This window comes from Glutamicibacter uratoxydans (assembly GCF_006539925.1).
Lineage (GTDB): Bacteria > Actinomycetota > Actinomycetes > Actinomycetales > Micrococcaceae > Glutamicibacter > Glutamicibacter uratoxydans.
In genome coordinates this window covers 38,773-65,004 of record NZ_BJNY01000019.1, presented here as the reverse complement: position 1 = coordinate 65,004, position 26,232 = coordinate 38,773, and the positions used below count along the sequence as shown (strand labels likewise).

Here is a 26,232-nt window from a genome sequence, read left to right as displayed (position 1 = left end):
TCCTAGTCGGTCGACTGTGCAGCGCGCTCCTTGGGGCTTAACACCGGGCCTTCTGGATGCACCGGGCGCTGGTCGTTGGACAGCCATACCTCGCGCTTGTCGATCTTCACCAGGTCGGAGAAGATCTCTGCGATCTCCTTCTGGTTCAGCGTCTCGCGCTCCAGCAGGGCCAGGGCCAGGCGGTCCAGCACATGGCGGTTGGTGGTCAGCGCCCAGTAGGCGTCGTTGTGGGCGCCCTCGATCAGCTGGCGCACCTCCTCGTCCACCAGGTGGGCCATCTCGTCCGAGTACTCGCGGGATGCCCCGCCCATCTGCTGTTCCGCGGCGGAGCCGGCCAGGCGCACCGCGCCCACCTTTTCGCTCATGCCGTATTCGGTGACCATCTTGCGGGCGGTGGCGGTGGCCTTCTCAATGTCGTTCGAGGCACCGGTGGACGGATCGTGGAAGACGATCTCCTCCGCCACGCGTCCGCCCATGGCGTAGGCCATCTGGTCCAGCAGCTCATTGCGGGTCACCGAGTACTTGTCCGACTCCGGAACCACCATGGTGTAGCCCAGGGCGCGGCCGCGCGGCAGGATCGTAATCTTGGTGACCGGTGCGGTCTGGTTCATGGCCGCCGCGACCAGGGCGTGGCCGCCCTCGTGGTAGGCGGTGACCTTGCGCTCGTGCTCGTCCATCAGGCGGGTGCGCTTCTGCGGGCCTGCCATGACGCGGTCGATGGCCTCGTCCAGGGCGCGGTCGTCGATCAGGTTGGCGTTGGAGCGTGCGGTGAGCAGCGCGGCCTCGTTGAGCACGTTGGCCAGATCGGCGCCGGTGTAGCCGGGGGTCTTCTTGGCCACCGCGTTCAGGTCCACCGATTCGTCCATCGGCTTGCCCTTGACGTGCACCTTGAGGATGTCTTCGCGGCCCTTCAGATCCGGAGCCTCTACAGGGATCTGGCGGTCGAAGCGGCCCGGGCGCAGCAGCGCCGGATCCAGCACGTCCGGACGGTTGGTCGCGGCGATCAGGATGACGTTGGTGGTGGCGTCGAAGCCGTCCATTTCCACCAGCAGCTGGTTCAGGGTCTGCTCGCGCTCGTCGTTGCCGCCGCCGATGCCTGCGCCGCGGTGGCGTCCCACGGCGTCGATCTCGTCGACGAAGATGATGGCTGGGGAGTTGGTCTTGGCCTGCTCGAACAGGTCGCGCACGCGCGATGCGCCCACGCCGACGAACATTTCAACAAAGTCGGAGCCCGAAATCGAGTAGAACGGCACCTGCGCCTCGCCGGCCACTGCCTTGGCGAGCAGGGTCTTGCCGGTGCCCGGAGGGCCGTAGAGCAGCACGCCCTTGGGGATCTTCGCCCCCACGGCCTGGAACTTTGCAGGCTCCTGCAGGAACTCCTTGATTTCGTGCAGTTCCTCGACTGCCTCGTCCGCGCCTGCCACATCGGCGAAGGTCACCTGCGGCATGTCCTTGGTGATCAGCTTCGCCTTGGACTTGCCGAACTGCATGACTTTGGAGCCGCCGCCCTGGGAGCGGGCGAGGATGAACCAGAAGATGCCTGCGATCAGCAGGAAGGGCAGGACCAGTCCGAGCATCGACAGCAGCCAGTTGCTCTGCACCGGCTGGTCGGTGAACTTCTGGACCTTGGCGTCGTTGATCGCGTCGACTACCTGCACGGCGCGGGCCGAGGAGTAGTAGAAGCTGACGTCGGTGCCCTTGTCGGCGCCGTCGACCTTCAGGGCGCTGCGCAGCGTCAGATCGACGCGCTGGTCCTTGTCATAGATCTTCGCCTGGGTCACATTGCCGTTGCTCAGCTGCTCCAGGCCGGTCGACGTATCGATCCGCGAAGAGCTGCCTCCCATTGCCATCGGCAGGAAAATGGCAACTGCAAGGACGCCGACCATTACCCAAATGATCCAGCTGTTAAAAAGCTTCTTTGTTTTCATTGATCCGCTAGGCCCCGCACCCTACGCATCTCCCTCACCCGCTGTCATGGCGTCCGGGGCACGCCACCTTCGTTTCTTCTCAACGCCCCTTGGGCGGAAAAAGTTCCCTACTGGTAAATATGCGGGGCCAGGGTGCCCACGCAGTCGAGATTGCGGTACTTCTCCGCGAAATCAAGGCCGTAGCCGACGACGAATTCGTTCGGAATGTCCATGCCGACGTACTTCACGTCGATCTGGACCTTGGAGGCCTCCGGCTTGCGCAGCAGCGCGCAGATTTCAACGCTTGCCGGGCCGCGGGATTCAAGGTTCGACTTCAACCACGACAGGGTCAGGCCGGAATCGATGATGTCCTCCACGATCAGCACGTGCTTGCCCATCAAATCCGAGTCGAGGTCCTTGAGGATGCGCACCACGCCGGAGGACTGGGTTCCAGAGCCGTAGGAGGACACTGCCATCCAGTCCATGGTGACGTGCGAGTTCAGCGCGCGGACCAGGTCAGCCATGATCATCACGGCACCCTTGAGAACGCCGACGACGAGGATCTCGCGGCCCTCGTAGTCCTTGTCGATCTGCGCCGCAAGCTCCTCCACGCGCGCCTGGATTTCTTCCTTGGTGTACAGAACGTGTGCCAGATCGGCCTTGACGGCATTGGAATCCACGAGGGTTCTCCTGATTCTAGAGGTGTGGTACCTACCTAGAGTGCCACATTTAATCGGCCGGTGTGATCCCGGTAGTGGTGAAAACTATCACCGGGGCTCTGCGGTAGGCGCTGATTTTTCCGTCCAACTGCACGGGACCGGCGGATTTGGACATGGGCCCGCCGATTCCGGCCAGCGCGCACAGCGCCTCTGTTCGCTCAAGGCCCACATTTTTTGCGCCTGCGTTAACCGCCGCCAGCCGCAGCACCCGGGAGGCCACCGCCTGCGGCAGGCGGCGCAGCGCGGTGATATGCGTGCCGTGCTCCTCGTGCTCGCGCCGCGCCCACTCGTCCAGCGCGTCGGCGTCCTGCGCGGCCAGCGAGGCGGTGCGCGCCAGCGCCTGGCCGATGTGCCCGCCCAGCGTCTGGTCCAGGAAGGGAAGCACCCGCAGCCGGATCAGGTTGCGGCGGTATTTCTGGTCCTGGTTGCTCGGATCCTCCCAGTAGCCCAGCCCCGCCTGCCGGCAGATCTGTTCGGTATCCTGCCTGCTCAATTCCAGCAGCGGGCGCTGGTAGATCCCGCGCGCCGGCGGCATGCCGGCCAGCGACCGGGTGCCCGATCCGCGCAGCAGCCCGAGCAGCACCTGCTCGGCCTGGTCGTCGCGGGTATGGGCCAGCAGCACGCGTACCGCACCGGTGTCTCTGGCCGCCTGTTCGAAGGCAGCATAGCGGGCCGCGCGGGCCGATGCCTCGTCGGCGGCTGTGTCCACGCGGAGCACCAGCACCGGGTCCAGGCCCAGGCCCCGGCATTGCTCCGCGGCCGTTTCAGCGGCCTGTGCGCTGCCCTGCTGCAGCTGGTGGTCGACGACCACCGCCCCGAAGTCCCCGGGCAGGGTGCTGGCGGCGATCGCCAGCGCCAGCGAATCTGCTCCGCCGGAGACCGCCACCAGGCTGAGTCCCGCGGCAGACCCGATCCCGGCGCGGGCCCGGTGGATTGCCCGGCTCATCGGGTGCGGGCCAGCCAGCGTTCCGGGTGGTCCAGCTCGTCGGCGCTGGGGAACAGTTCGCGGGAGGTGAAGATCGTGTTGAAGCCCTCGTAGCCGATCTCATCGACGATGTGCCGCACGAACTTCGCCCCGCGCTTGTACTGCAGCGCCTTGGCTTCCACTCCCAGCAGCTTGCCCAGCAGCGCGGCGATGACCGAGCGGTTCTCCCCGCGGGCTTCGAAACGGCGGCGGATGGTCTTGATGCTGCCGATGGAAGTTACGTCGTTCATCACCACCATGGCGTGGCCCTCAAGCACCGACATGATGCTGGTCAGCTCGCTGACCTCGCTCTTCATCGCCTTGAAGCGGGCCCCGAGCTCAAGCTTGGAATTTTCGGATCCTGCCAGCGGCTCAAAGATCGTGCCGAGGATCTGCTTCATCACCCCGGGGATCCACGGCGCATGCTCGAACTGCAGGCGGTGGGTCTGCTCATGGGTGGCGATCCACAGGTAGAAGTCGCGGGCGTTCAGGTTCAGTTCGCCGCGGATCTGGGTGATGGTCGGCGCGTTGAGCAGCAGCCGCGGGCCTGCGTAGGGGTCGAACTGGCCCAGCACCCGGGTGCCGAGCACCGCCAGCACCGCGCCGAGCTCCGCCCCGGCAATCAGCGGAACCGCGCCGGGCACCTCGATACCTGCGGGAAGCATTGCCTGGAAGTTCTGGCTGACCGCCTTGGCCCAGCCTGCGCGGTCGACCACCAGCGTGGTCGAGGGCCCGATGGAGGCCAGCTGGGAGATCTTCTCCGCTTCCACCAGTCCCTGGCCGCCGGCGATGCGCAGCTCCTCGACGATCCGCGCTGCCTCGCCGCCGCTGATCGCCGGCCCGGCGGGCATCAGGGTTTTGGCGGTGCTCAGCGCAACGTCCCAGTCGATGAACTGCTTCATATCTGCTCCTGGCTACCGGCAGCCGCAGCCGCGGATCGCGGTGACTGCCTGGTCGATGGTGGGTTTATGCGGTGCAAGGCCGCCGCTTGGCTGGTTGGCGAAGATGGAGAATGCCAGCAGGCGCCCGTCGTCGGTCATGGTCATGCCTGTCAGGGTCGCCACCCCGGACAGCGATCCCGTCTTGGCGCGGACCATGCCCAGCGTCGAGTCCCCGCCCAGCCGCTGCATCAGGGTGCCGTTGTAGCCGGCCACCGGCAGGGAGTAGACCAGTTCGCGCAGCCCCGCCTTGTCGCTGGTGGCCGCCGAGCGCAGCACGGAAGTCAGCGCAGCGGGGGAAATCTTGTTCACCGCCGCCAGCCCGCTGGCGTCGGAGAGGTGCACGTTTTCTGCGCCGTGCTCCTGGACCACCGCGGCCACTGCGGCTCCCGCCTGCGCAGGATCCATCCCCTTGGCCACGGCGACGAGCCGTCCCATGGTTTCTGCAACATAATTGTCCGATACCAGCAGCATGTACTTGATGACATCGCGCAGCGGCGCGGAGTCGACCTGCGCAATCTGCTCGCCGCCCTCATAGGCCCCGCGCCCGGACTCGCTGACCTTGATCTGCGTGCCCAGCGCCGCGGCAAAGGCCTGCCGTGCGCTTTGGGCGGCATCCGTCTGGTAGCCGGCCTTCGGGTCCTGGGAGGAACGCCCCGCAAAACGGGCGATCGGGTACACCGGGGCGATGTTGTTCGAGGTATACAGGGACTTGTCCCAGTCGGGATTCTGCTGCGCATCGCCGAACAGCGAATCATCCAGCCACAGCTTCACCGAGCCCACCCCGCGGCTCTTGAGCTCCTTGGCCGCCTGCTGAGCCAGCGTGGCCAGTCCCGCATATCCTTTGGGGTGCGCCGGGTCTGATTCCCCGCTACCCAGCAGCACGTCTCCCCCGCCGCGCAGGACCAGCGTGTCCCCGTCGAGCAGCACGGTGGTGGGCAGCTGGGCATCTGCGCCCAGGGTGTCCAGGGCGGCGAATGCCGTGGCAAGCTTCAGGCTTGAGGCAGGGGTGCCGTTGGCGGTGGAGTTGCGGTCGTAGAGCACAGTGCCGCTTTCAACATCCACTACCTGGGCGGTGAACTTGGTGCCATCGGGGTTGTCGGCCAGGATTGCGTCGAGTTGGGAGGCGAAGACCGCTGGGTCTGGCGCGGGGGCCTCGGGGTCCAAGTCCTTGACGGCAGGCTGGGACTCAGCCGCCAGCTGCGCGCTGGCGGGCGTGTAGAAGGCTTCGGGCTCCCCGGTGAAGAAGCGCGGGGCAAAAATCATTGCCAGCACCATGCCAGCCACACAGAGAACGGCCGCCAAAATCGTGACGGTTCGCCTGGTGGCAGTGTTCATGTGGCGGTAGTCCTCTCGCAGATGCTCTTCCTCGGCGCCTTGGGCGTTATACCCTTAATAGCGGATATCCCTAAGACTAGTTTAGGAGTGTGCTTTTCATGAGCCACGACGTGACCATCGAGATCCCAACCGGATCGCGCGTCAAGTACGAGATCGACCACGAGACCCACCGCCTGCGCCTGGACCGCGTGCTGTTCACCTCGATGCAGTACCCAACCCACTACGGCTACTTCGACGACACCCTCGGCGAAGACGGCGATCCGCTGGATGCCATGGTCTACATCCCAGGCGTCGACCTGATCCCAGGCGTTGTGGTTGAGGCCCGCCCCATCGGCGTCTTCAACATGACCGACGACGGCGGTGGAGACGCCAAGCTGCTGTGTGTTCCTGCCGACAAGCGCTTTGACCACATCAAGGAGCTCGAGGACATCGACGAGTGGCTGATCAAGGAGATCGAGCACTTCTTCACCCGCTACAAGGACCTGGAGCCAGGCAAGTGGGTCAAGGCTGAGGGCTGGGAAGGCCGCGAGGCTGCAGAAGCTGAGCTGGCACGCTCCATCGAGCGCTTCAAGGCCTAAGGCCACAACAATGGCGGCAACCACTTGGTTGCCGCCATTAGTTTTTAAGCCCCGGCGCCGCAGAATACGAGCCGGCGCTTATCCACAAAGCTTGCTGAATTTCAGGGCCTTCAAAAAAGTTCACCTAGGCTTTAGAAACAAGAAATGCACGCCGGTCATTGCGGAAGAGGCATGCTTTAAAGGCCGAGCCCCGCTACCCGAACGCAGGGATCAGGTGAACCGACTATGGCCTTAGATCTTCCTAGGCAGTCGCAATTTTTCGTCGACGAGTGTAAGGCCAAAGGTTATTACCTCGTTGCCACCATTGCGACCTCTGCATCGCTCAATGTGATCCGTACTGAGCTCAAAGCAGGTCGGCACAGAGGGACAGACTATGTCCACTTTGTGCGAGAACGCGATGCAGTCAGAAACAGGTTCATCGACATCATGCTCGATTGCCAACTCACCTCAATCATCTATGCTTCATCAGCTAATAGACACGTTCTAGCACGAGAGTCCTGCATCCACGCCATGCTCGACGACATCGTTGCTGAAGGAATCCGAGCCCTAACTATCGAATCAGATGCATCGATTGACGCAGCTGACCGGCGGATTATCGCAAAACGTCTCAAAGAGTTACGCTACGCAGATCTACGGTACGTGCACCGGGGAAAGAAAGAAGAACCACTGCTTTGGGCAAGCGACGCAATCGCTTGGTGCTACAACCGGGAAGGAAACTGGAGGAAGAAGATCACGCCATTGATCTTGGACGTGCGTTCCTGTTAAATACGCCAGCCCGGCTCGTCACACCTCCGGAGGACTGCCGGGCTTACTTTCGAACGCTATTGCCTTCGACATTTTTCATTATGACAAGAGGAGCAAGCTCTTGTCCACGAATTTAGGGTCTCCAACTACCCACGGCCTGAGAAGTTCAGCTGCCTCCGAATTTCCTCTTACAGGATATTCGGCTATGGCCCATAAAATCTTCCATAAACGTGGTCCGAATTTAGTCATCTGTCGATTCGAACCTAGGACCACAACAATGGCGGCAACCACGCGGTTGCCGCCATTTGTTTTAGTTCAAATTTTCAGCCCAACGGCCACCATTCGTTAGGCATGTGCGCAATTTCGACATTGCTGGTCGTATATTCGCAGTAGTTCCACCTCATCCTGACAACAAAGCCGAACTCGGCGCTGATCTGGATAGTGACAGTCTCCCCAAGCTGCCCATCACGACCAAGCATCACCGCTTCTAAGAGGAATTCCCCTCCATTTATGCGGGAAACGCTTTGGACCCTGTGCGAATCCATCGAGCCGCCCCACATCGGCAGGTCCAAGGGCCTGAACATAGCAAGTTCGGGTGCCGATAAAGGAATCCTGAATTCTTCATCCTGCACTGCCAGCAACTGCCCGTCATCAACGATTTCTGCCTGCCGTTTATCCGCACGATAGGTGATCTCCCGGGTGAAGCCGCCGCTGCGTTTGATCGTCCGATAGGTAGATAGCTCTCCCCGCGCTTCAATATTGCAGGTTGCAGACTCCTCTTGTCCCTCCACATGCACCGCGGCTCGAATGCCCGGGCCGGCATCAACCTGGTTCAGCACAGCAATGAGGTCAACCAATTGCGAGAACTCGGACAACTGATGCGCCTTCCTTTGGAATTCAATGATGCATCACAGCATATCTACCGGTGCTCGCGCAGAGCGGCCAGGTGCGCCACGCGTCCTCGGCAGGCGTACCAGCCCCAGATCATGACTGGAATCAGCAGCACCAGCGAAGCGATGGTCCAGGTGCCGATCGGGTTGTCGAATGCCATGAGCACCAGCACGCCGAAAAGGAAGGCAAGCACCACCCAGCCGGTGGCCATGCCTCCGGGCAGCTGGTAGTCCGGACGCGTTGCCAAACCCCGCTTCGAGAGCCAGACAAGCTTCATCTGGCACATCACAATCATTGCCCAGGAGCCGACGATGCCCACCGATGCAAGGTTGAGCACGATGGCGAATGCCTGCTCGGGGACGATGGCGTTGAGCACCACGCCGAGCAGCGAGACGCCGGAGGTGATCAGGATGCCTCCATAGGGCACGCCCTGGTTGGTCATCTTCGAGGCGAAGGCAGGGGCGGACCCTGCCATGGCCATGGAGCGCAGGATGCGGCCGGTGGAGTACATGCCGGCGTTCAGCGAGCTCATCGCCGCGGTGAGCACCACGAGGTTCATGATCACGTCGGTGCCCTCGATGCCGGTGCTGGAGAAGAAGGTCACGAACGGCGACTCGTCAGCCTTGTAGGCGGTGAAAGGGAGCAGCAGGCACAGCAGCACCAGCGAGCCGATGTAGAACAGGCCGATGCGCAGCAGCACGGTGTTCACCGCGCGCGGGATGAGCTTGCGCGCGTCCTTGGTTTCACCGGCGGTGGTGCCGATCAGCTCGATGGCGGCATAGGCGAAGATGACGCCCTGGATGGCGATCAGGCCCGGCAGCACGCCGGTGGGGAAGATGCCGCCGTTGTCGGTGATCAGCGAGAAGCCCACCTGCTGGCCCTCGACCGGGGTGCCGAAGATGACCATGTAGATGCCGATGCATAAGAAGCCCACCAGGGTGGCCACCTTGATCACCGAGAACCAGAATTCCATCTCGCCGAAGAGCTTGACGGAGACCAGGTTCAGCGCGGTGACCACCACAAGCGCCACCAGCGTGTAGACCCACTGCGGGATGGCGGTGAACACCGGCGAATACTTGCCGAAGAACTGCAAGTACAGGGCCACTGCCGTCACGTCGACCACCGCCGTCATGACCCAGTTCATCCAGTACAGCCAGCCCGAAGCATAGGCCGCCTTCTCGCCGAAGAATTCGCGGGCGTAGGAGACGAAGGATCCGCTGGATGGGCGGTAAACGACCAGCTCGCCCAGCGCGCGCAGGATCGCATAGGCGGCAAGCCCGCACAGCAGGTAGGTGATGATGATCGACGGGCCGGCGGTGCGCAGCGCGCCGCCTGCTCCCATGAACAACCCGGTACCGATGGCGCCGCCGATGGCGATCATTTGGATCTGGCGGGCGCTCAGCCCCTGCTGGTAGCCGCGGTCTTCTCCGGTCTGCCAGGAGGCATCGTTTGATGCCTTTGCGGACTGTTGTTCGGTGCTTGCACTCATGCGGTGGATTTGCCTTCCCTGGACCCATCGGTGATGCGGGTCACTCATTGACTAGGTGCCATCCTAAAAGAAATGTATAGGGTTCATTTTGTATTTTTCCCCTAAACTTTTCCCATGGCTTCATGGATTCCACCAAATGTGCCCGACGACGATGCCGGCGCACCGGTTACTATTTCCGACCTAGTCACCGCCTTGGGATCTTCCAATGTCCAACTGCTCAACCCGCAGACCACCGGCCACCCGGTAGTCACCGGCACCGAATTCGCCGACTCCTCCGCGGCCCTGAGCATCGACCCCGGAATGCTCTACTACGTTGTCTCCGCAGAGTCGCTGGGCTTCAGCGTGGGCGGCGGGCTGGAAAGCATGCTGCGCCGCGCGGCGGCCGCCAATGCCAGCGCCGTGGGGCTGAAGGCGCCGCTGGATGCGCTGCCGACGCTGGCCGAGCTCGGGGAGCGCACCGGTGTGCCGATCCTGCACTTCGCGCAGAACATCCCCTGGCGCTACCTGGACGCAATGATCTCCCGATCGCTGGGCGAGCGCGACTGGCAGGGCAGGCCGCTGGGCACCGGCAGCGGCTCGCTGCACGACCTGGTCAACGCACTGGCCAGCCACTTCGGCGGAGCGGCGGCCATTGAAGACCTGGGCCGCGCGGTCCTCGCCTATTCCACCCACCCGGGCCAGCTCATCGACCCGCTGCGCACCGCGGGCATCCTGGGCCGCCACGCCTCGCAGTCCCCGCATAACAACGCCCGCTACCGCGATGTGCTGCGCACGGAAGGAGCCCTGGTCTTCCCGGGCGATGGGCAGCAGCTGCCCCGCGCGGCCATCGCCGTTCGCTCGGGAACCATCAACCTGGGCAGCATCTGGGTGATCCGCTCCGACCATTCCCCGCTCACCGACGCACAGCACGAAGCGCTGGACACCGCAGCCGCCAGCGCAGCCGGGCTCATGATGGAATCAATGCGGCGCGCCACCGAATCAAGCAGGGCACGCCTTGAAGCCGTCCGGAAGCTGCTGGCCTCCGAGGAATTATCTGCCTCGGACCTGGACGAGTTGCAGGTGCGCTCCGCCCCGCTGCAGCTGGTGGCCTTCCAAATGCTCTCCACCGAGGTGCCTCCGCTGATCATGGACCAGATCCGCGCCCTGCTGGGCCGCGCCTTCCAGGCAATGCTGGGGCCCACCGCGCTGGTGACCGTCGGCCACCGCTTCTACGCGCTGAGCCAGCCGCGCGATGCCCAGGGGCTGGAGCGGCTTGCCCAGCTGGGGCTGGAACAGGTCAGCTCTGCCATTGGCCAGCAGATGCGCGCGGCCGTCGGCTCCGAATTCCCTGCCATCGCCGACTTCGCCGCCGCCAGAACGCAGATCGACGAGATTCTGGACGCCCAGCTGCCCGGCGATGTCGTCACCGCACAGGCGGCCCAGCCCACACTGCTGCTGCGCGCGGTGGCCCGCACGGTGAATGCCACCAGTTGGATCCGCGGCGATCAGGTGCAGGCGCTGCTTGACCACGACGCCGCCCATGACACCGACTACGGACCTAATGTCCTGGCCTGGCTGCGCGCCCACGGCAACTATGCACAGGCAGCCCGGGATTTGGATGTCCACGAGAACACCGTGCGCTACCGGCTGCGCCGTGCGCGCAGCCAATTCCATCTAGACCTCGATGATCCGGCCCGACGCCTGGCCGCCTGGGTGCAGCTCGAAGCTAGTTTGTAGAAATCCACCAAGCTCCTGCCAAATTCCCACAAACTCCGACAAATCCCGGCGCCCCGCCGGCTGGCACAATGATCTGGTTATTGTGCCGCCCGGTCTCCCGGGCACCAGTTGAGGAGTGGATGAGTGAAGCTGGAATTCCCCATCATGATCGTGTCGAACGAGGCAGGCCAGTCACATGCTGGCTCGGCCGCACTGACCGAACTGTCCGAGTCGCTGAGCGCGCTGGACTTGGAAGTGGTCCACGTTCCCAGCGCCCATGAGGCGACCATCAGCTCCATGACCAGCCGCGTCTCCTCGGTGATCGTCTCCGACGCGAACCCGCAGCCGCTGGTGGATGCCATCCGCGAACGCAATGAGAACCTGCCGATCTTCCTATTCGGCGAACGGCTCACGGCGCGCGTGATCCCTTCCGAGGTGCTGCGCAATGTGCACGGCTTCATCAACGCCTATGAGGACACCTCTGAGTTCGTCGCGCGCTCCATCGCCCGCGAAGCATCGCACTATGTCTCCCAGCTGGCCCCGCCGTTCTTCTCCGCGCTGATGAACTACGCCAACGACGGCGCCTACTCCTGGCACTGCCCGGGCCACTCCGGAGGCACCGCCTTCCTCAAGAGCCCCACCGGCACCCTGTTCCACCAGTTCTTCGGCGAAAACCTGCTGCGCTCGGACGTCTGCAACGCGGTGGAGGAGCTCGGCCAGCTGCTCGACCACACCGGCCCGGTGGCCGAGTCGGAAAAGCGCGCCGCCCGCACCTTCAACGCCGACCACCTGTACTTCGTCACCAACGGCACCTCCACCTCAAACAAGATCGTGTGGAACTCGATGGTCGGCCCCGGGGACATCGTGATCGTAGACCGCAATTGCCACAAGTCGGTGCTGCACGCGATCATCCTCACCGGGGCCATCCCGATCTTCCTGACCCCGACCCGCAACCTGGCCGGCATCATCGGCCCGATCCCGCGCAGCGAGTTCACCGCCGAATCCATCCAGGCCAAGATCGACGCGAACCCGTTCATCAAGGACAAGACGCGCAAGCCGAAGATCCTGACCATCACCCAGAGCACCTACGACGGCATCATCTACAACGCCGAAGAGATCAAGCACCAGATGGACGGCCGCGTAGAGGCGCTGCACTTCGACGAGGCGTGGCTGCCGCATGCAGGCTTCCACGAGCTGTACTCCGGCATGCACGCCATCGGCAAGGACCGCCCGCGCGCCAAGGACACCATGGTCTATGCGACCCAGTCCACGCACAAGCTGCTCGCCGGCCTGTCCCAGGCATCCCAGGTACTGGTGCAGGAATCCGAATCCCGCGAGCTGGACCAGACCATCTTCAACGAGTCCTTCCTGATGCACACCTCCACCAGCCCGCAGTACGCGATCATCGCCAGCTGCGATGTCTCGGCCGCCATGATGGAAGGCCGCGGCGGCCATTCGCTGGTCGAAGAGGCCATCACCGAGGCCATGGAGTTCCGCCGCGCGATCATCCGCATCCGCGAGGAGCAGGACTGGTGGTTCGACGTCTGGGGCCCGGACACCCCTGCCCGCGAGGGCCTAGCCGCCCGCGAAGAGTGGGAGCTGACCAGCGAGCAGTCATGGCACGGCTTCGAGAACATCGACGACGGCTTCACCATGCTCGATCCGATCAAGGTCACCGTGATGACCCAGGGTCTGGACGTCAACGGTGTCTACTCGGACACCGGCATCCCGGCGAACATCCTCTCCCACTATCTGGCGGAGAACGGCATCGTCGTGGAGAAGACGGGCCTTTACTCCTTCTTCATCCTGTTCACCATCGGCATCACCAAGGGCCGCTGGAACACCATGATCTCCGAGCTGCACCGCTTCAAGGAGGCCTATGACGCAAATATGCCTCTGGGCCGCGCCATGCCGAAGTTCGCGGCGGAGAACCCGCAGTATGCTTCCACCGGCCTGCGCGATCTGTGCCAGCGCATCCACGAGGAATACCGCGAGCACGATGTGGCTCGCCTGACCACCGAGATCTACACCTCCCCGGTGCAGGCGGAGATGACCCCGACCGACGCATGGACCGCCATGACCGCCGGCGAGGTAGAGCATGTGCCGCTGGATCAGCTCGAAGGCCGCATCACCGCGGTGCTGCTGACCCCATACCCGCCGGGAATCCCGCTGCTGGTGCCAGGCGAGCGCATCAACGCCACCATCATGGGCTACCTGCGCTTCGAAGAGCAGTTCAACGCGAAGTTCCCGGGCTTTGAAACGCTGACCCACGGCATGACCGAGGCCAGCGGCGACGCACCACGCACCGTGGTCTGCATCCGCTAAGCACCACAACAGGCGGCGATCAATTGATCGCCGCCTGTTTGCTTTAACCTCTTATTTTGCTGATCCATCGACGGCACGCAGGTCTTTTCATCGCCCCACGTGGCTTCTCTACAGCGAAAATCTGCGACTACCGCCCTCGGGGAAAACCGCTACCTTGCATTGTCGCCGCTCGTTGGAAGGTAGATAAATTCGAAAGCTTCCATAGGGCTCAACCAGTGAACGTTCAGACTGCGGAATTTCTGATTCAGCAGTTCAAGTTCTTCAATGGGCCAAAGTCCTAAAACATCTCTCAATAGCCGATGGGAATCCTCCGACAGGTCAAAAGGAGTGTCAGCCATGAACCTGATTCCACCCGGCTGCTCGCCATCCCAATAGATCGCACACGTCAAATACGTTATGGAGCCATGAGGGTCTTCATATACTCCAACGAAATCCTCTCTGCCTTGAACGATGGCATCAAGAGTAGGACCCCACCCCTCAACCGGTTTACCAAGATCTTGAAACCGTTGGAATTCCGGGCGAATCTTACGCACACGCCACTGACGATACTGCGCTCTCAAACCACTAAAATTCATCCGTCGCCCCCACAAATATCAACAGAAATAACCTCACCCAGGATTCTCGGCTCGAAAAACTACGACTCCCATGACTCTAGATCAGCCTTCTGCTGCAAAAGTTCAGGCTCTTCACCAAAGTCTTCAATAAGGACATCCAATGCCAAAAGAGCCTTGTCCAACCCGGGTTTATCAATGCGTCCAGTAAGCCGAATCAAGGCAAAGGCAGCAGAGACGACCAAAGCGGCATCGAATGAGGCGTCGTCCTCATCAAAGGCTTCGTCCCAATCGATATTAAGAGGAGCATCAGCAACATCTAAAAGTTCCTCGACAGTGGTCTGAGCCGATACTTCCCTTCTGCACTCTGCTGCCGAGAAAATCATGTCATAGCCCTCATCCGAGCCAAATGGGGCAAGGTCGTTGGCTACATCTTCATAGATATCTGCTGTGAAGTGCTTCAGGAAATTTGGGTGTGCCACCGGCAATCCGTCTTCGTTCATCGCGCCGCTTCCGATAGAAACTATTTCTCCCGAGGAAAATTTTGTTGCCTTCATGGTTGACGCTTAGGCTCCTACCCCGTCAGAAAAAGTTGTCAAAATCCTTTTCTTGAATTTTTGACTCTTGATGGCTGAACCAGCGGATCGGCTGAACGCTAAGCCATTCATCACCCTCCCACGGACCCAGAGAATGAAGGTCCCAAGCCTCTGCATCATCGGGAAAGAGCGTATACGAGCCTGGCCCCACTGATCTGAACAACACTAGAACGTCCAGGTCCTTAGGAAACATGACCTGACCAGCATTAGCCTCAACGAGACGTTTGGTTGTTCTCCGTGATGATTCGACAGTGGCAAGGACGCGTGTGCCGCGCGCCGGCCCTTCAGAATACTCACCGTAGAACACCCGATGGCCAGCCCGAAGGGCTTCGATACTCGGACCGCGCAGTCCATCATCGTTCTTCTTGCCAAATAGAGAAAACAATAAACTTCACTCTCTGCAGATCAGGTTCGGCAAATCTGTATCCAAGTTCAGGTAGCTACCAGTTGCAGTGTTTACCACGTCCAGATAGGCAATTGCCAACCCATAGCCTCTGAGGCAGTGCCGGCCCCTGTTTCTCTTGAACTTTCCTTAAAAGCGTTTTCCTCAGATCTCCGGCAGGATCCCGGGCAGCTGCGTCTCAACGTTCAGCGACTGTACATCGCGCAAAGTCCGCTCCACCGCACGGGTCCTGGTCCCAGCGGCCTGCACGGTATTCTGCGCCGCGGAGAGCTGCTTGCCCAGCTTGTCCCAGACATCCCCGTACTTCCTGAACTCCTCCTTGGCTGCCGCCAGCACCTGCCACACCTCGCTGCTGCGCTTTTCGATGGCCAGGGTCCTGAACCCCATCTGCAGGGAGTTGAGCAGGCTCATCAACGTCGTCGGCCCGGTAACCAACACCCGGTGTTCGCTCTGCAGCCGGCTGGCCAGCCCCGGACGGCGGACCACCTCTGCAAACAACCCCTCGGTAGGCAGGTACATGATGGCGAAATCGGTGCTGTGCGGAGCTGCGATGTACTTGGAGATCAGCTTGGCCTGCTCGATGATCGCACGGTCCAGCCCCCTGCTTGCCTGCTCCAGCGCCGCCGGGTCACCCGATTCCTGGGCATCGAGCAGCCGCTCGTAGTCCTCCTGCGGCAGCTTCGAGTCGATCGGCAGGTAGACCACGCCGTCCTCGCGCCCGGGGAGGATGACGGCGAATTCCACCAGCTCGCGGCTGCCGGGAACAATGCTGACATTCTGCGCGTACTGGTCTTTGGTGAGGATGTCTTCCAGCTGCCGCTCCAGCTGGACCTCGCCCCAGGTGCCGCGGCTCTTCACATTGGTCAGCACGCGCTTGAGGCCGCCCACGTCCTGGGCCAGCGACTGCATTTCGCCCAGCCCCTGCTGCACCATTTCAAGGCGCTTGCTCACCAGCTCGAAGCTTTCGCCCAGGCGCTTCTCCAGCGTGCCCTGCAGCTTCTCGTCCACTGTCTGGCGCATCTGGTCCAGCTTGGCCTCGTTGCCGGCACGCAGCTTGTCCATCTGCTCTTGCATCAGCGTCTGCAGCTGCAGGTGACGCCGTGCATTCGCCTCCGCCATGGACCCGAGCTTTGCGTCGATCTCGGCACGGATCTCCGCAAGGTTCTGCCGCAGCTCCCCGCGCTGCGCGCCGAGGTCTTGGCGCAGCTCTCCATGGGTTGAGCGCACAGCTTCGCTGACAGCATCGCCTCCGGTGCGCCGCACCAGTAGCAAAGCAATACATGCCGTTGCGAGAATATTGATGACCACCAGTACAAACACAGCAATAACCATGGGATCAACCTACCGCTGCACACCGACAGTTGGGCATAATGGGCTCATGCGTATTCTGGTGACAGGCTTCGAGCCCTTCGGCAATGACAGCATCAACGCCAGCGGCGAAGTGGTCCACCGGCTGCCCTCGTCCATCGGCGCGCACCAGATCACCACCGCGATCCTGCCGGTCGCCTTCGCCAGCTCAGGACCCACCCTGGAACAGCTGATTACCGAACACCGGCCGGAGGCTGTCATCTGCCTCGGCGAAGCCGGCGGACGCGATGCGATCACCCCTGAATCCCAGGGCGTCAACATGGACGACGCCCGCATCCCCGACAACGACAGCGACCAGCCCCGCAACTCCCCCATCGACCCAGCCGCCCCGGATGTACGGCCCGCCACCATCGACCCGAACGCCGTGGTCCAAACCCTGATCCGTCAGGGCTTCAACGCCGCGGTGTCCGATGACGCGGGCAGGTTCGTCTGCAACCATATTGCCTTCACCGCCTACGGCAGCGGCGTCCCCGCGCTGTTCATCCACGTCCCCGCGGTGCGTCCGGAAGGAGCACAGGCATTGGTCGGCGCGGAAACCGACGGGTCGACTACGCAGTCCAGCTGGAGCTTCGATCAGCTGGCCGATGCCCTCAAAACTGCCCTGGCAGGCCTCTAGGCCACCTGCTTCCAGGCCTGGACGATCGCCGGCAGCGCCGCCTCCAGCTCTGCCCGGCTCTGGGCAAAGGGGAGGCGCACATAGTGCTCCAGCCCGTGCCCGTCCACCGCGAAGGTGGACCCGGGTGCGAGGATCACCGATGTCAGCTTTTGCGCCAGCGCGGTGGAGCGCCCGGTCGGCAGGTGGCACCACAGGCTCAGCCCGCCGGCAGGGTGGTTGGGCTCCCAGTCCGGCAGGTGCTGCGCCAGCTGTCCGCGCATCCAGTCGCGGTTGCCGCGCAGCGCGGCCCTGGTTTCATCACTGAGCGCGGCGCCGGAATTCAACAGGTTTTTCAGCACCAGCTGCTCGAGGACCGGCACCCCCAAATCCATGCTCATCCTGGCCCGGGCCATGGCGCCTGCCAGGTGGCGCGGGGTGCGGATCCAGCCTAGGCGCAGCCCGCCCCAGTGCGATTTGCTGGCGCTGCCCACGGTGACCAGGTTCTTTGAATAGGCGGCCATGGGCAGCACCTGCGGGCGCTCATCCAGCCAGAGATCCACGCAGGTTTCATCCACGATTCCCACCGCACCGGCTCGATCCAGCTGCTGCGCCCAGGCTTTGCGGCCGGCATCGTCCAGCAGCGTTCCCACCGGATTGTGGAAGTCCGGCAGGCAGAGCATGGCCTTGGCCCCGGTGGTGTGCAGCATCTGTGAAATCTGGGCGATGTCCGAGCCTTCCGCGCCAATGGGCACGCCCACGGCCCGGGCGCCATGGGCCTTGAGCGCCAGCAGCGAGTTCGGGTAGGTGGGAGATTCGGCGAGCACCACCTGCCCGCGGCCCAGCACCGCGCGCCCGGCGGCGGCGACCCCCGGCAGCGCCCCGGTGGTGACGATAATCTGGTCCGCACCGGTGGGCAGGCCGCGCTGGGTGTAGTAGTCGGCGAGCGCCTGGCGCAGCGGCTCGATGCCCAGCGGGTAGTAGCCCATGGTCGCCGCGTAGGCCGGCAGCTCTGCCACCGCCTGCGCGTACTGGTCCATCATGCCTGCAGGTGCATTGGGTGCGGCGCAGGTCAGGTCGATGACGGTGCTGCCGGGAACCGGGCCGAATCCGCCCAGCGGCAGCGGTTCGGCCCCTCCGGCAACGGGTCCTCCGGGAATCTGGGCGATGGTTCCCGAGCCCTGCCGGGAGACCGCGTAGCCGGCCTCGCGCAGTTCTGCGTAGGCGCGGGAGACGGTGGTGCGGCTCAGGTTCAAGGCAGCGACCACGTCGCGTTCGCTGGGCAGGGCTGTGCCGTGCAGGATGCGGCCGTTGGCAATCAGCGAGCGCAGCGTCGAGAAAAGCCAGCGGTAGGCCGGCTGGCGCTGGTCGATCTCGCCGAGCATGCCGGCCAGCGCAATGGCGGTGATGCGCCCCATGATGCCACTCCCTGGAAATTGGCTATTTTTTCAAGGTCCAATCTAGTCGAGAATTTTTAGCATGACGATCACCAACTTCACCCCGCGCCAACAGCTGAGCTCCGGCCGGGTGCCGCTGCGCCTGCTCAACCTCTTCATCGGCCTCACGCTCTACGCGCTGGCCATGGCGCTGATCATCCGCGCGCAGCTGGGCGTGGACCCCTGGGATGTCTTCCACCTGGGACTGGCCAACTATCTGCCGCTCTCCCTGGGTGTCATCGTCATCCTCACCGCTGCAGTGGTCCTGCTGGCATGGATTCCGCTCAAACAGTGGCCGGGTATCGGCACCATCGCCAATGCGCTCTACCTTGGCGTGGCGCTGGACTTCTTCCTCTGGATCCTGCCCGAGGTGCAGGGCCTTGGCTGGCAGATTCTGGTGTTCGCGGCCGCCATCATCATCAATGGGCTGGGTGGTGCGATGTACATCGGCAGCCACTTCGGCGCCGGCCCGCGCGACGGGCTGATGACAGGGCTGCACCTGCGCACGGGCCTCTCCATCCGCCTGGTGCGCACGGTCCTTGAACTTTCGGTGCTTGGCATCGGCTGGCTGCTGGGCGGACCGGTGGGCGTAGGCACCGTGGCCTACGCGCTGCTGATCGGACCCGCCACCCAGCTGTTCTTCCGATTCACGATCGTGCGCCTGCCCTAGTCCCCCGCGGCTTCCAGCAGCAGGGCCGCCAGCGCCGGGGCAGATTCCCCTGCTTGGCGCCCCGCTTCGCGCAGCTGCCGCGCGTCGGCCAGCTGCCGCAGATAGTCCACCGCGGCCGACCGCGGGCCCGATACCGAATGCGTCGCCGTCACGGGATCTGCCTGGCTCACCTGCTCAAGCACCTGCTGCAGATCCGGCTCTTGCACCCGGCCTTCGAGCATCAGCAGGCGCCCGTACACGGCGGGGTTGCCGATCTTGATGCGCCGCCCGCTGATCAGCTGGGAGAGCATGGGCGCGCTGATGCCGAGCACCGAGGCCAGCGAACGCTGCGAGAGGTCGTAGTGCTCCATCATGGCGCCGAAGCGTTCAGCCAGGGTGGAGCCGTACATTGCCCGCTGCTGCGCCAGTGTCTCTTCCATGGAAATATTTTTGCACGTATATTTGCAATCGCAAATCCATCGGTTATATTTGCTATTGCAAACACTCGCTATGGAAGGACCGACCCGTGCGCCGCCTATCCAAACTCCTGGCCCTGCTGGCCGCCTTCGCCCTGCTCATCCCGGGGCTTCCGGCCGCCGCCGATGAAGCGCCCACCGAGCTCGAACCGGTCATGCTGGTCATGGACTACTCCAGCTCGATGCTTGAAAAGGACGCAGACCCCCAGGGCACCAGCCGCATCGACGCGGCCAAGAAGGCCACCAAGCACCTGATCAACAACGCGCCGGACGACGCCACCATGGGACTGGTGGTCTACGGCTCCACCACACCGAAGAAGTGCGATGACATCACCACCGTGCAGCAGCCCGGACCCGTGGACAAGTCGGCGCTGAACTCGAAGATCGACGAGCTCAAGGCGGTGGGCGAGACCCCCATCGGCGCTTCCCTGCTGCACGCGGCCAAGGATCTGGAGAAAGTCAAGGGCGCCAAGTCCATCATCCTGGTTTCCGACGGCGAGGAGAACTGCTCCCAGCCGCCCGCCTGCGAGGCCGCCAAGGACCTCGCCGCCCAGGGCATCGACCTGACGGTGCACACCATCGGCTTCAAGGTGAACAAGAAGGCCAAGGGCGAACTTGAATGCATCGCCAAGGCCACCGGCGGCAGCTATGTCACCGCCGACGACGCCGACTCGCTGACCGAGCAGCTCACGGTGCGCACGCTGCGCGCCTTCGCTGGCTACCAGGCCTCCGGCGCCCCGATCGCCGGGGCCGAGCAGATGCACCGCGCACCGGCCATGGCCCCTGGCCAGTACCTCGACACCCTGGAAAAGGGCGAGTCCCAGGCCTTCACCTCCAAGGACGGCACCACCAAGTACTACAAGGTCGGCCCCATCAAGCCCGGCGAGCGCGTGCACTTCTCCGCCACGATCATCCCGGACCAGTCGGATCACTCCGAGGTTAGGCTCCAGGAAGTTGTCCAGAGCCGCGTCGAGCTGGTCAACGGCCAGGGCCGCGAATGCTCCACCGGCACCAGCGACACCAGCGACAACTCCAGCCTGGGGCGTCCGGTCAGCGCCTACGCACTGAGCCCGGACTACCGCGAAGACACCACCGTCGGCTGCTTCGCCGACGGCACCGGGGAGCTCTACGCCAAGGTGATGCGCATCGGCGAGCTGCAGAAGGACCAGCCGATGGACGTGGAGCTGCTCTACGTGCTTGAACCTGCCGTCGACGCCACCCTGCTCGGCGCCCAGGCCGCCAAGGAAGATGCGCCCCAGTCGGTCAAGGTCACCGCAGCCCCGCAGCCCGTGCTCGGCGGCTCCAGCTTCAACGACGCCCTGCAGGTTGAATCGGAGAAGAGCTACTCGGACTCGGTGATGTCCAACGAGGCCCGCTACTACAAGATCCACGTCGGCAACGGGCAGAAGCTCAATGTGCGCACCACCGGCAAGGCCAGCGAGGACTCCGCCGTCGCCGGCCTGCGAACCCGCGTCTACTCCTCGGTGCGCAACGACGTGTCAATGATCGGCAGCAACTCGATCTCCAAGGTCTCCAACGACCAGGTGGCCACCTTGAACATGCGCACCGCGGTGAGCCAGTCCAACCGCGAAGGAACCTACGGCAAGGACTCCTACCTGGCCGGCGACTACTACGTCGTCGTCCACGCGCAGACCTTCAACAAGAACAACGGCGTGCCCTTCGACTATGAGCTGGCCTTCGACGTGAGCGGCGCCGAGCAGCCCTTTGCCGGCGAAGCACCGATCTTCTCCGCGCCGCCGGTTGACCAGCCTGCTGAGGAAACTCCGACAGAAGCTGCAAGTCCTGAACTTACCGCCACCCCAGTAGCCCAGGCGCCGGCCGCGCCCACCGACGGCCCGCTGTGGCCGTGGTTCATCGGCGGCCTGGCAGGCACCGGCCTGCTGCTGGGCGTCGGCGCCTTCCTGTACTCGAACCGCGCTACCACCAGGAACTAGGACCATGAAAACAGTTCTCATCGCATTGATCGCGGCCAGCGCAGCGGTGCTGCCGGCCATCGCGCCCGTCGGCCCGGAGGTGGGCGGCGCCGAAGACCTGGCCTCCGCGCCGCTGCTGGGCGCAGGCAGCTCCACCGACAAGATGCCGGGGGACTCGGTGCGCTACTACAAGCTGCCCACCCCTGCCGAGGGCGAGCGCCAGGCCGTCACCGCGCAGCTGCTCATCGACCCGATGATCGAGCCCAGCAGCACCGGCTATGTCAATTTCGAGGCGAACCTGGTGCGGGCCGACGGCAACAACTGCGACTTCGGCGGCTCCACCACGGTGGACCGCTCGGGCATGTACCGCTTCGCCCTGGCAAGCCTGGACACCGGCGTCTACAACCCGGACCGCTTCACCGGCTGCTATTCCGGAGGCAACCATGAGGTCTTCCTCAAGGTGGCGCGTTCGGGTGCCTGGCAGGCGGACAACGAGATCCCGCTGCAGCTGAACCTGGTGACCGAGCCGGCAGTGGACGCCACCACGCTGTCCGGTAGCACCCCTGAAAAGCTGCCTCCGGCCAATGTCGACCTGGACCAGCCCGCCGCGCCCGCCACCGGCGGCTCAAGCTTCCTGGCCGCCGCCGAGCTTGCAGGCACCTCGGTGTCCAGCGACCAGCTGCTGCCGCTTGAAACCAAGTACTACAAGGTGCACCTCTCCGAGGGCCAGCGGCTGAACTACCGGGTGACCATGGGCGATTCGCGCGATGCCAGCGCCACCGAGCTGGTGGCCCAGGAATTCAGCCCCACCCTCGGCTCTGGGATCTCCTCGCAGCCGCGCAGCGAGCTCAAGCGCGAAGACGTCGGCGCCTCGATCACCCGCAGCACCGACACGGCGGTCTCCCGCGACCTGTTCGACGCCTCCGGCACCAGCCGCGAACTGCGCAACCCCGGCTACTACTACATCGCACTCACCGGCAGCGCCAATAATCCGCGCGGGCTGAACCCGATGAAGTACGAGATCGCCGTCCAGGTGACCGGCGAGGCCTCGGGCAACGGTGCCTGGGAGCCGCAGCTCGCCTCCGATGCCGCGGCCCAGGGTGCCGGCAAGGATTCCTGGCTGCCCTCCAGCGCCCAGCTCGGTGCGCTGCTCGGCGGCGCGGCGGTGGCCCTGGCAGGCTTCGCCGCGCTCTGGATCCTCCGCCGCAAGTCCGCCTAGGGCAGGCTGCCAGCTAGGGCGCCGGGTGCCATTGGTACCCGGCGCCTTCGCGTTCACAGACCAGCTTGGCGTGCTGCGCACCGGTCACCAGCAGCCCCTCTTCAAGCTGGGTGCACTTCTCTCCTGCGCTCGCATTCGAGCTGATGCCCACGTCCAGCGGGCTTGGCGAAACTGAAGATTCCGAGCTTTTAGCGGGGCTCGGCGAAGCTGGAGTTGAGCTTCCTGACCGGGTCGGTGAGGCCGCCACGGAGGCCGACGGAGCCGCTGGGGCAGGTTCCGCGGCGGGCTGCCCGAAGACCAGCCACAGCGCCAGCACTCCCAGAAGCACCGCCACGCCCGCCGCAACCCACGGCATCACATGCATTGCCTTCGCCGGGGCAACTGCCGGGGCAATCGTCTCGGGAACCGCCTGGACGACCTTCCGCGTCGACTCGGCCTCTTCGGGCTCGAAGTGGTTGAAGACTTCGAATTCCTCTCCGCTGGCCACTAGGTAGCCGTCGGCATTTAGCAGACCCTCCAGCAGCGCAGGCGCCTGCGCCGCCATCCGCACCCGCACCGTGGGGTCCTCGTCCAGCAGCGCTGCAATTACCCGGCCCACCGCGCCCGATCCTGGACCACCCAACATCCTGGTTCCCAGCACCCCCAGCGCGTAGAGATCGCCCGCAGGATGCGGCTCCGCGCCCAGCTTCAGCTCCGGCGCCAGATAGCCCTCGGTGCCCACCGTCATTCCCAGTTCGGTCAGCCGCGCGGCGTCCTTGTGGGCGGCGATCCCGAAATCCGCCAGCCTTACGTGCGGCACCCCGGCCCCGGTGGGCTCAAGCAGCACATTGGCGGCCTTCACGTCCCGGTGCACCCAGCCCGAGGCATGCACATGGGCCAGCCCGTCGAGCAGCTGCACCAGGATCTGGGCGGCGAGCTCTTCGGAAAATGCGCCGTAGTCGGCCATGGCGGTGTGCAGGTTTCCGCCGCGCATCAGCTGACTGGCGATCACCACCTGGTCGTCCACCGCCGCCCAGCCATAAGGGGTGAGCAGGTGCTCGTGGTCGAATTTCACGCCCTGCTCGCGCACAAAGCGCAGCAGCTCCCCCGAGTAGCTCTGGCGCATCACCTTGGCAGCGCACAGCTGGCCGGAGCGCAGGTCGCGCGCCAGCCACACCGACCCCGAACCACCCTGGGCGATGTGCTCGATCAGCTCGAACCGGCCGGCGACGACCTCAGCCATGAGAACTCCTTGCATGAAACTTAATCGCCTCAAGCCTAATATGCCCGCGATCTTCCGCGACAAATGAAGCTCCACACGCAATACTTAAGTCATGTTTGTCGTTGCGCTCAGCCCCCGGCCCCGGTCCGTCACCGACGTCGCGGCCGCCAGCGAGCAGCTGTGGGAGCAGCTCGACCAGGTGTGCACGCTCGCGCCGTTCACCGCGCTGTCCGGCCAGCTGCTGCTGGGCGTGCCTGCGGATGCCGACGCCGCGGTGGACGCCATCCTGCGCACCGCACGGCTGAACTTCTGCAACATCGGCCTGGGCGTGGGCAGCCTCTACGAGCCGGTTCCCGCCGAGGCCGACCTGGTCGACGGCCGCGCCCTGCGCCGCGCCCAGGGAGCCCTAGATGCCGCCGAGCACCGTGGCGAACGCGTCCCCATCTGCGTCTCCACCGCCAACACCGAACTGGACGGGGAGCTCGAAGGCCTGCTGCGCCTGATCGGCCAGTCCATCCGCACCCGCACCGACTCGGAATGGGCCGTGGTCGACCTGTTGACTCCGGGCGTGCGCGGCCAGCAGAAGGCGGTGGCCCAGATTCTGGGCATCACCCCGCAGGCAGTCTCCGCGGCCATCGTCCGCTCCGGATACAACGACGAGCTCGGCGCCCGCTCCGGCATTGCCCGCCTCTTGGACCTCGCCGACCAGCTCTAGGACCATCTGGGCCTTGGTCTAATCGTTACCCTATATTCGAATGTATGTTCGATCAATAAAAGTATAATTAGTACATGCACGAAGCAAGGGCGCAAAGGCATCGCTCACCGTCGCCGACGCTGCACCAGGAGGTCAAGGACCTGATGCAGGAGTTGGAAACCAGGCTGGCATGGATCGAATACCATGGCACGAAAGACGAATGCGCCCGGGCCATCGAGGAACTTGAAACGGTCACCTCCGCCTACCACTACCACCAGTCGGCTCTTGCCCACCAGCTGGAAAAGGAAGTCTTCCGCGACCACGAAGAACGCGGCGTCAACATCGACGACCTGACCCGCGGAGCCGCCAGCACCGTGGCCATGGCGCGGTCGCAGGATCCTTCCACCTATCGCGGCAAGCTCGTCAGTTACCGCATCCTCTTTGAAGACACCCCAAATCTCGCCCAGTGCTATTCACGCGGCGAATATACCGAAGCTCAGATCGAGGCGATCCTCAGCCCGCTGAAGAAGATCGACGCCGAATACCGCACGGCCTTCGACGACTTCCTCCGGCAGAACCCCGACATGTTCGAATCCCAGGGAACCCGCCAGATCCGCGACACCGTCACCAAGTTCACCCTGCAGTACCTGGAAGACGACCAGTGCCACGAGGCAGAGGACGCCGCCCAGAAACGCCACATCCGCTTCCACCGCGACGGGGACCTCATCAGGTTTAGCGGCTGCCTGCCAGTTATCCAGGGTGTAGCCCTGCGCGAACATCTGCGCCACACATCATTCACCATCAAGCAGCACGGAGATCCACGCACCAGGTCCCAGATCGAGGCCGATCTGCTTGTCGCCAATCTCGTCTCTGGCAGCAGGAAAAAGCTTCCCCTGGCCTTGAGCCTCAACCTGATCATGACCGACAGGAGCCTGTTCCTTGGAGACAAGGAGCCAGCCTTCCTGGAGGGATATGGCTATATTTCCTCGCAGATCATCAGGGAAATGATTGCCGGACCGCCGATAGACGGCGAAGTCAGCTACAGGAACAGCACCCAAGAGAACTACTTGGAACAGCTGGATACCGTCACGGAAATCGTCCGGCTCTACACCGCCCCGGGCGACAGCGAACTCGTGGCCATGGATTCAAAAGCCAGGCTGTTTCCCGAAAAGCTGCGCGCATTCCTCCGCGTGCGGGACCGCTACTGCCGCACTCCGTTTTGCAACGGGCTGGTGGAAGAGGCCGACCATATCATCCAGCACCATCTGGGCGGAGAAACCAGCGCCGGCAACGGCGACGGCAAATGCTCGCTGTGCAATAAAGCCAAGGAACTTCCCGGCTGGGACGAATATATGGCGCTGGATAATCCGCACAGCATCATCATCAACAACATGGGCATGCGATACCTGTCGAAATCGCCCCCGGCCACCGGGCTGGTCCACCAGCCATTCCCGCAGCTGATGTGCGACTCGAAATGGATCCAGGGATTCAGGCGCCGGTTGGTCCAGCACCCTGGGTAATAGCC

General features: G+C 63.7%; 24 protein-coding genes. 10 read left to right on the top strand and 14 right to left on the bottom strand.

Going from position 1 to position 26,232, the window contains the following annotated elements:
* Nucleotides 1–2: 2 nt before the first annotated feature.
* The 5 genes from ftsH to dacB form a co-directional block, all read right to left on the bottom strand.
* Nucleotides 3–1,928, bottom strand: a complete 1,926-nt coding sequence (ftsH, locus tag AUR04nite_RS14810) for an ATP-dependent zinc metalloprotease FtsH (protein WP_141366504.1) — start codon at nt 1,926–1,928, stop codon at nt 3–5.
* Nucleotides 1,929–2,035: 107 nt separating this feature from the next.
* On the bottom strand, nt 2,036–2,587 hold the full coding sequence (gene hpt / locus AUR04nite_RS14805; protein ID WP_141366502.1) for a hypoxanthine phosphoribosyltransferase: 552 nt from the start codon (nt 2,585–2,587) through the stop codon (nt 2,036–2,038).
* A 49-nt stretch (nt 2,588–2,636) separates the two neighbouring features.
* Entirely contained in the window at nt 2,637–3,572 is a 936-nt protein-coding gene (gene tilS / locus AUR04nite_RS14800) for a tRNA lysidine(34) synthetase TilS (RefSeq protein ID WP_218024692.1), read from the bottom strand.
* A complete protein-coding gene (locus AUR04nite_RS14795) occupies nt 3,569–4,492 on the bottom strand; it encodes a zinc-dependent metalloprotease (protein ID WP_141366500.1) in 924 nt (307 codons plus the stop codon). Before AUR04nite_RS14795 ends, tilS begins: the two co-directional genes overlap by 4 nt.
* Before the next feature lie 12 nt (nt 4,493–4,504).
* A complete protein-coding gene (dacB, locus tag AUR04nite_RS14790) occupies nt 4,505–5,866 on the bottom strand; it encodes a D-alanyl-D-alanine carboxypeptidase/D-alanyl-D-alanine endopeptidase (protein ID WP_141366498.1) in 1,362 nt (453 codons plus the stop codon).
* Nucleotides 5,867–5,964: 98 nt separating this feature from the next.
* On the opposite strand from dacB, the gene AUR04nite_RS14785 reads away from it, so the two are divergent.
* Nucleotides 5,965–6,444 (top strand): inorganic diphosphatase, encoded by a 480-nt coding sequence (locus AUR04nite_RS14785; RefSeq protein ID WP_013347472.1) that lies wholly within the window; start codon nt 5,965–5,967, stop codon nt 6,442–6,444.
* A gap of 225 nt (nt 6,445–6,669) precedes the next feature.
* Nucleotides 6,670–7,209 (top strand): hypothetical protein, encoded by a 540-nt coding sequence (locus AUR04nite_RS14780; RefSeq protein WP_141366495.1) that lies wholly within the window; start codon nt 6,670–6,672, stop codon nt 7,207–7,209.
* A 302-nt stretch (nt 7,210–7,511) separates the two neighbouring features.
* Here the strand turns inward: AUR04nite_RS14780 and AUR04nite_RS14775 are convergent, their stop codons facing one another.
* Both AUR04nite_RS14775 and AUR04nite_RS14770 read right to left on the bottom strand, forming a co-directional pair.
* Complete coding sequence (locus AUR04nite_RS14775; protein WP_141366493.1) at nt 7,512–8,063, bottom strand: hypothetical protein; 552 nt, start codon at nt 8,061–8,063, stop codon at nt 7,512–7,514.
* Between the two features lie 44 nt (nt 8,064–8,107).
* Nucleotides 8,108–9,568 (bottom strand): amino acid permease, encoded by a 1,461-nt coding sequence (locus tag AUR04nite_RS14770; RefSeq protein WP_141366491.1) that lies wholly within the window; start codon nt 9,566–9,568, stop codon nt 8,108–8,110.
* A 114-nt stretch (nt 9,569–9,682) separates the two neighbouring features.
* Here AUR04nite_RS14770 and AUR04nite_RS14765 point away from each other — a divergent pair, with 114 nt between their 5' ends.
* A complete protein-coding gene (locus tag AUR04nite_RS14765) occupies nt 9,683–11,284 on the top strand; it encodes a PucR family transcriptional regulator (protein WP_141366489.1) in 1,602 nt (533 codons plus the stop codon).
* A 123-nt stretch (nt 11,285–11,407) separates the two neighbouring features.
* The gene (locus AUR04nite_RS14760; protein ID WP_246055548.1) at nt 11,408–13,588 is read left to right on the top strand and encodes an Orn/Lys/Arg family decarboxylase; all 2,181 of its coding nucleotides are present in this window, start codon (nt 11,408–11,410) and stop codon (nt 13,586–13,588) included.
* A gap of 149 nt (nt 13,589–13,737) precedes the next feature.
* Here the strand turns inward: AUR04nite_RS14760 and AUR04nite_RS14755 are convergent, their stop codons facing one another.
* From AUR04nite_RS14755 to AUR04nite_RS14740, 4 genes are all read right to left on the bottom strand, one after another.
* Nucleotides 13,738–14,121, bottom strand: a complete 384-nt coding sequence (locus tag AUR04nite_RS14755; protein ID WP_141366486.1) for a hypothetical protein — start codon at nt 14,119–14,121, stop codon at nt 13,738–13,740.
* 101 nt (nt 14,122–14,222) lie between these two features.
* Entirely contained in the window at nt 14,223–14,696 is a 474-nt protein-coding gene (locus AUR04nite_RS14750) for a hypothetical protein (protein WP_141366484.1), read from the bottom strand.
* Nucleotides 14,697–14,721: 25 nt separating this feature from the next.
* Nucleotides 14,722–15,120, bottom strand: a complete 399-nt coding sequence (locus tag AUR04nite_RS14745) for a hypothetical protein (RefSeq protein WP_141366482.1) — start codon at nt 15,118–15,120, stop codon at nt 14,722–14,724.
* Between the two features lie 162 nt (nt 15,121–15,282).
* Nucleotides 15,283–16,470, bottom strand: coding sequence for a DNA recombination protein RmuC (locus tag AUR04nite_RS14740; RefSeq protein ID WP_141366480.1), 1,188 nt, complete (start codon nt 16,468–16,470; stop codon nt 15,283–15,285).
* Between the two features lie 46 nt (nt 16,471–16,516).
* Here AUR04nite_RS14740 and AUR04nite_RS14735 point away from each other — a divergent pair, with 46 nt between their 5' ends.
* Nucleotides 16,517–17,122 (top strand): pyroglutamyl-peptidase I family protein, encoded by a 606-nt coding sequence (locus AUR04nite_RS14735; protein WP_170184228.1) that lies wholly within the window; start codon nt 16,517–16,519, stop codon nt 17,120–17,122.
* Here the strand turns inward: AUR04nite_RS14735 and yczR are convergent.
* Nucleotides 17,119–18,516: a MocR-like transcription factor YczR gene (gene yczR, locus AUR04nite_RS14730; protein WP_141366476.1), complete on the bottom strand. Its 1,398-nt coding sequence runs from the start codon at nt 18,514–18,516 to the stop codon at nt 17,119–17,121. The genes AUR04nite_RS14735 and yczR overlap by 4 nt on opposite strands.
* A 61-nt stretch (nt 18,517–18,577) precedes the next feature.
* On the opposite strand from yczR, the gene yczE reads away from it, so the two are divergent.
* Nucleotides 18,578–19,204 carry a membrane protein YczE gene (yczE, locus tag AUR04nite_RS14725; protein ID WP_141366474.1) on the top strand — a complete coding sequence of 209 codons (627 nt, stop codon included), beginning with the start codon at nt 18,578–18,580 and terminating at the stop codon, nt 19,202–19,204.
* Here the strand turns inward: yczE and AUR04nite_RS14720 are convergent.
* On the bottom strand, nt 19,201–19,623 hold the full coding sequence (locus AUR04nite_RS14720) for a DNA-binding protein (RefSeq protein ID WP_141366472.1): 423 nt from the start codon (nt 19,621–19,623) through the stop codon (nt 19,201–19,203). The two genes, yczE and AUR04nite_RS14720, sit on opposite strands and share 4 nt — an antisense overlap.
* An 86-nt stretch (nt 19,624–19,709) precedes the next feature.
* Here AUR04nite_RS14720 and AUR04nite_RS14715 point away from each other — a divergent pair, with 86 nt between their 5' ends.
* Both AUR04nite_RS14715 and AUR04nite_RS14710 read left to right on the top strand, forming a co-directional pair.
* Nucleotides 19,710–21,614: a vWA domain-containing protein gene (locus tag AUR04nite_RS14715; protein WP_141366470.1), complete on the top strand. Its 1,905-nt coding sequence runs from the start codon at nt 19,710–19,712 to the stop codon at nt 21,612–21,614.
* A gap of 4 nt (nt 21,615–21,618) precedes the next feature.
* Nucleotides 21,619–22,812 carry a hypothetical protein gene (locus tag AUR04nite_RS14710; RefSeq protein ID WP_141366468.1) on the top strand — a complete coding sequence of 398 codons (1,194 nt, stop codon included), beginning with the start codon at nt 21,619–21,621 and terminating at the stop codon, nt 22,810–22,812.
* 13 nt (nt 22,813–22,825) lie between these two features.
* On the opposite strand, the gene AUR04nite_RS14705 is transcribed toward AUR04nite_RS14710, so the two are convergent.
* Nucleotides 22,826–24,034, bottom strand: a complete 1,209-nt coding sequence (locus tag AUR04nite_RS14705; protein WP_170184227.1) for a serine/threonine-protein kinase — start codon at nt 24,032–24,034, stop codon at nt 22,826–22,828.
* Between the two features lie 91 nt (nt 24,035–24,125).
* Between AUR04nite_RS14705 and AUR04nite_RS14700 the strand changes: the two genes are divergently transcribed.
* A complete protein-coding gene (locus AUR04nite_RS14700; RefSeq protein ID WP_141366464.1) occupies nt 24,126–24,728 on the top strand; it encodes a hypothetical protein in 603 nt (200 codons plus the stop codon).
* Between the two features lie 74 nt (nt 24,729–24,802).
* Nucleotides 24,803–26,227 carry a DUF222 domain-containing protein gene (locus AUR04nite_RS14695; protein ID WP_141366462.1) on the top strand — a complete coding sequence of 475 codons (1,425 nt, stop codon included), beginning with the start codon at nt 24,803–24,805 and terminating at the stop codon, nt 26,225–26,227.
* Nucleotides 26,228–26,232: the final 5 nt, after the last annotated feature.

Coding starts and splice junctions, on each gene's coding strand:
- ftsH (WP_141366504.1), bottom strand. CDS start 1,928: ATGAAAACAAAGAAGCTTTTTAACAGCTGGATCATTTGGGTAATGGTC.
- tilS (WP_218024692.1), bottom strand. CDS start 3,572: ATGAGCCGGGCAATCCACCGGGCCCGCGCCGGGATCGGGTCTGCCGCG.
- AUR04nite_RS14795 (WP_141366500.1), bottom strand. CDS start 4,492: ATGAAGCAGTTCATCGACTGGGACGTTGCGCTGAGCACCGCCAAAACC.
- dacB (WP_141366498.1), bottom strand. CDS start 5,866: ATGAACACTGCCACCAGGCGAACCGTCACGATTTTGGCGGCCGTTCTC.
- AUR04nite_RS14785 (WP_013347472.1), top strand. CDS start 5,965: ATGAGCCACGACGTGACCATCGAGATCCCAACCGGATCGCGCGTCAAG.
- AUR04nite_RS14780 (WP_141366495.1), top strand. CDS start 6,670: ATGGCCTTAGATCTTCCTAGGCAGTCGCAATTTTTCGTCGACGAGTGT.
- AUR04nite_RS14770 (WP_141366491.1), bottom strand. CDS start 9,568: ATGAGTGCAAGCACCGAACAACAGTCCGCAAAGGCATCAAACGATGCC.
- AUR04nite_RS14765 (WP_141366489.1), top strand. CDS start 9,683: ATGGCTTCATGGATTCCACCAAATGTGCCCGACGACGATGCCGGCGCA.
- AUR04nite_RS14750 (WP_141366484.1), bottom strand. CDS start 14,696: ATGAAGGCAACAAAATTTTCCTCGGGAGAAATAGTTTCTATCGGAAGC.
- AUR04nite_RS14740 (WP_141366480.1), bottom strand. CDS start 16,470: ATGGTTATTGCTGTGTTTGTACTGGTGGTCATCAATATTCTCGCAACG.
- AUR04nite_RS14735 (WP_170184228.1), top strand. CDS start 16,517: ATGCGTATTCTGGTGACAGGCTTCGAGCCCTTCGGCAATGACAGCATC.
- yczR (WP_141366476.1), bottom strand. CDS start 18,516: ATGGGGCGCATCACCGCCATTGCGCTGGCCGGCATGCTCGGCGAGATC.
- yczE (WP_141366474.1), top strand. CDS start 18,578: ATGACGATCACCAACTTCACCCCGCGCCAACAGCTGAGCTCCGGCCGG.
- AUR04nite_RS14720 (WP_141366472.1), bottom strand. CDS start 19,623: ATGGAAGAGACACTGGCGCAGCAGCGGGCAATGTACGGCTCCACCCTG.
- AUR04nite_RS14710 (WP_141366468.1), top strand. CDS start 21,619: ATGAAAACAGTTCTCATCGCATTGATCGCGGCCAGCGCAGCGGTGCTG.
- AUR04nite_RS14705 (WP_170184227.1), bottom strand. CDS start 24,034: ATGGCTGAGGTCGTCGCCGGCCGGTTCGAGCTGATCGAGCACATCGCC.
- AUR04nite_RS14700 (WP_141366464.1), top strand. CDS start 24,126: ATGTTTGTCGTTGCGCTCAGCCCCCGGCCCCGGTCCGTCACCGACGTC.
- AUR04nite_RS14695 (WP_141366462.1), top strand. CDS start 24,803: ATGCACGAAGCAAGGGCGCAAAGGCATCGCTCACCGTCGCCGACGCTG.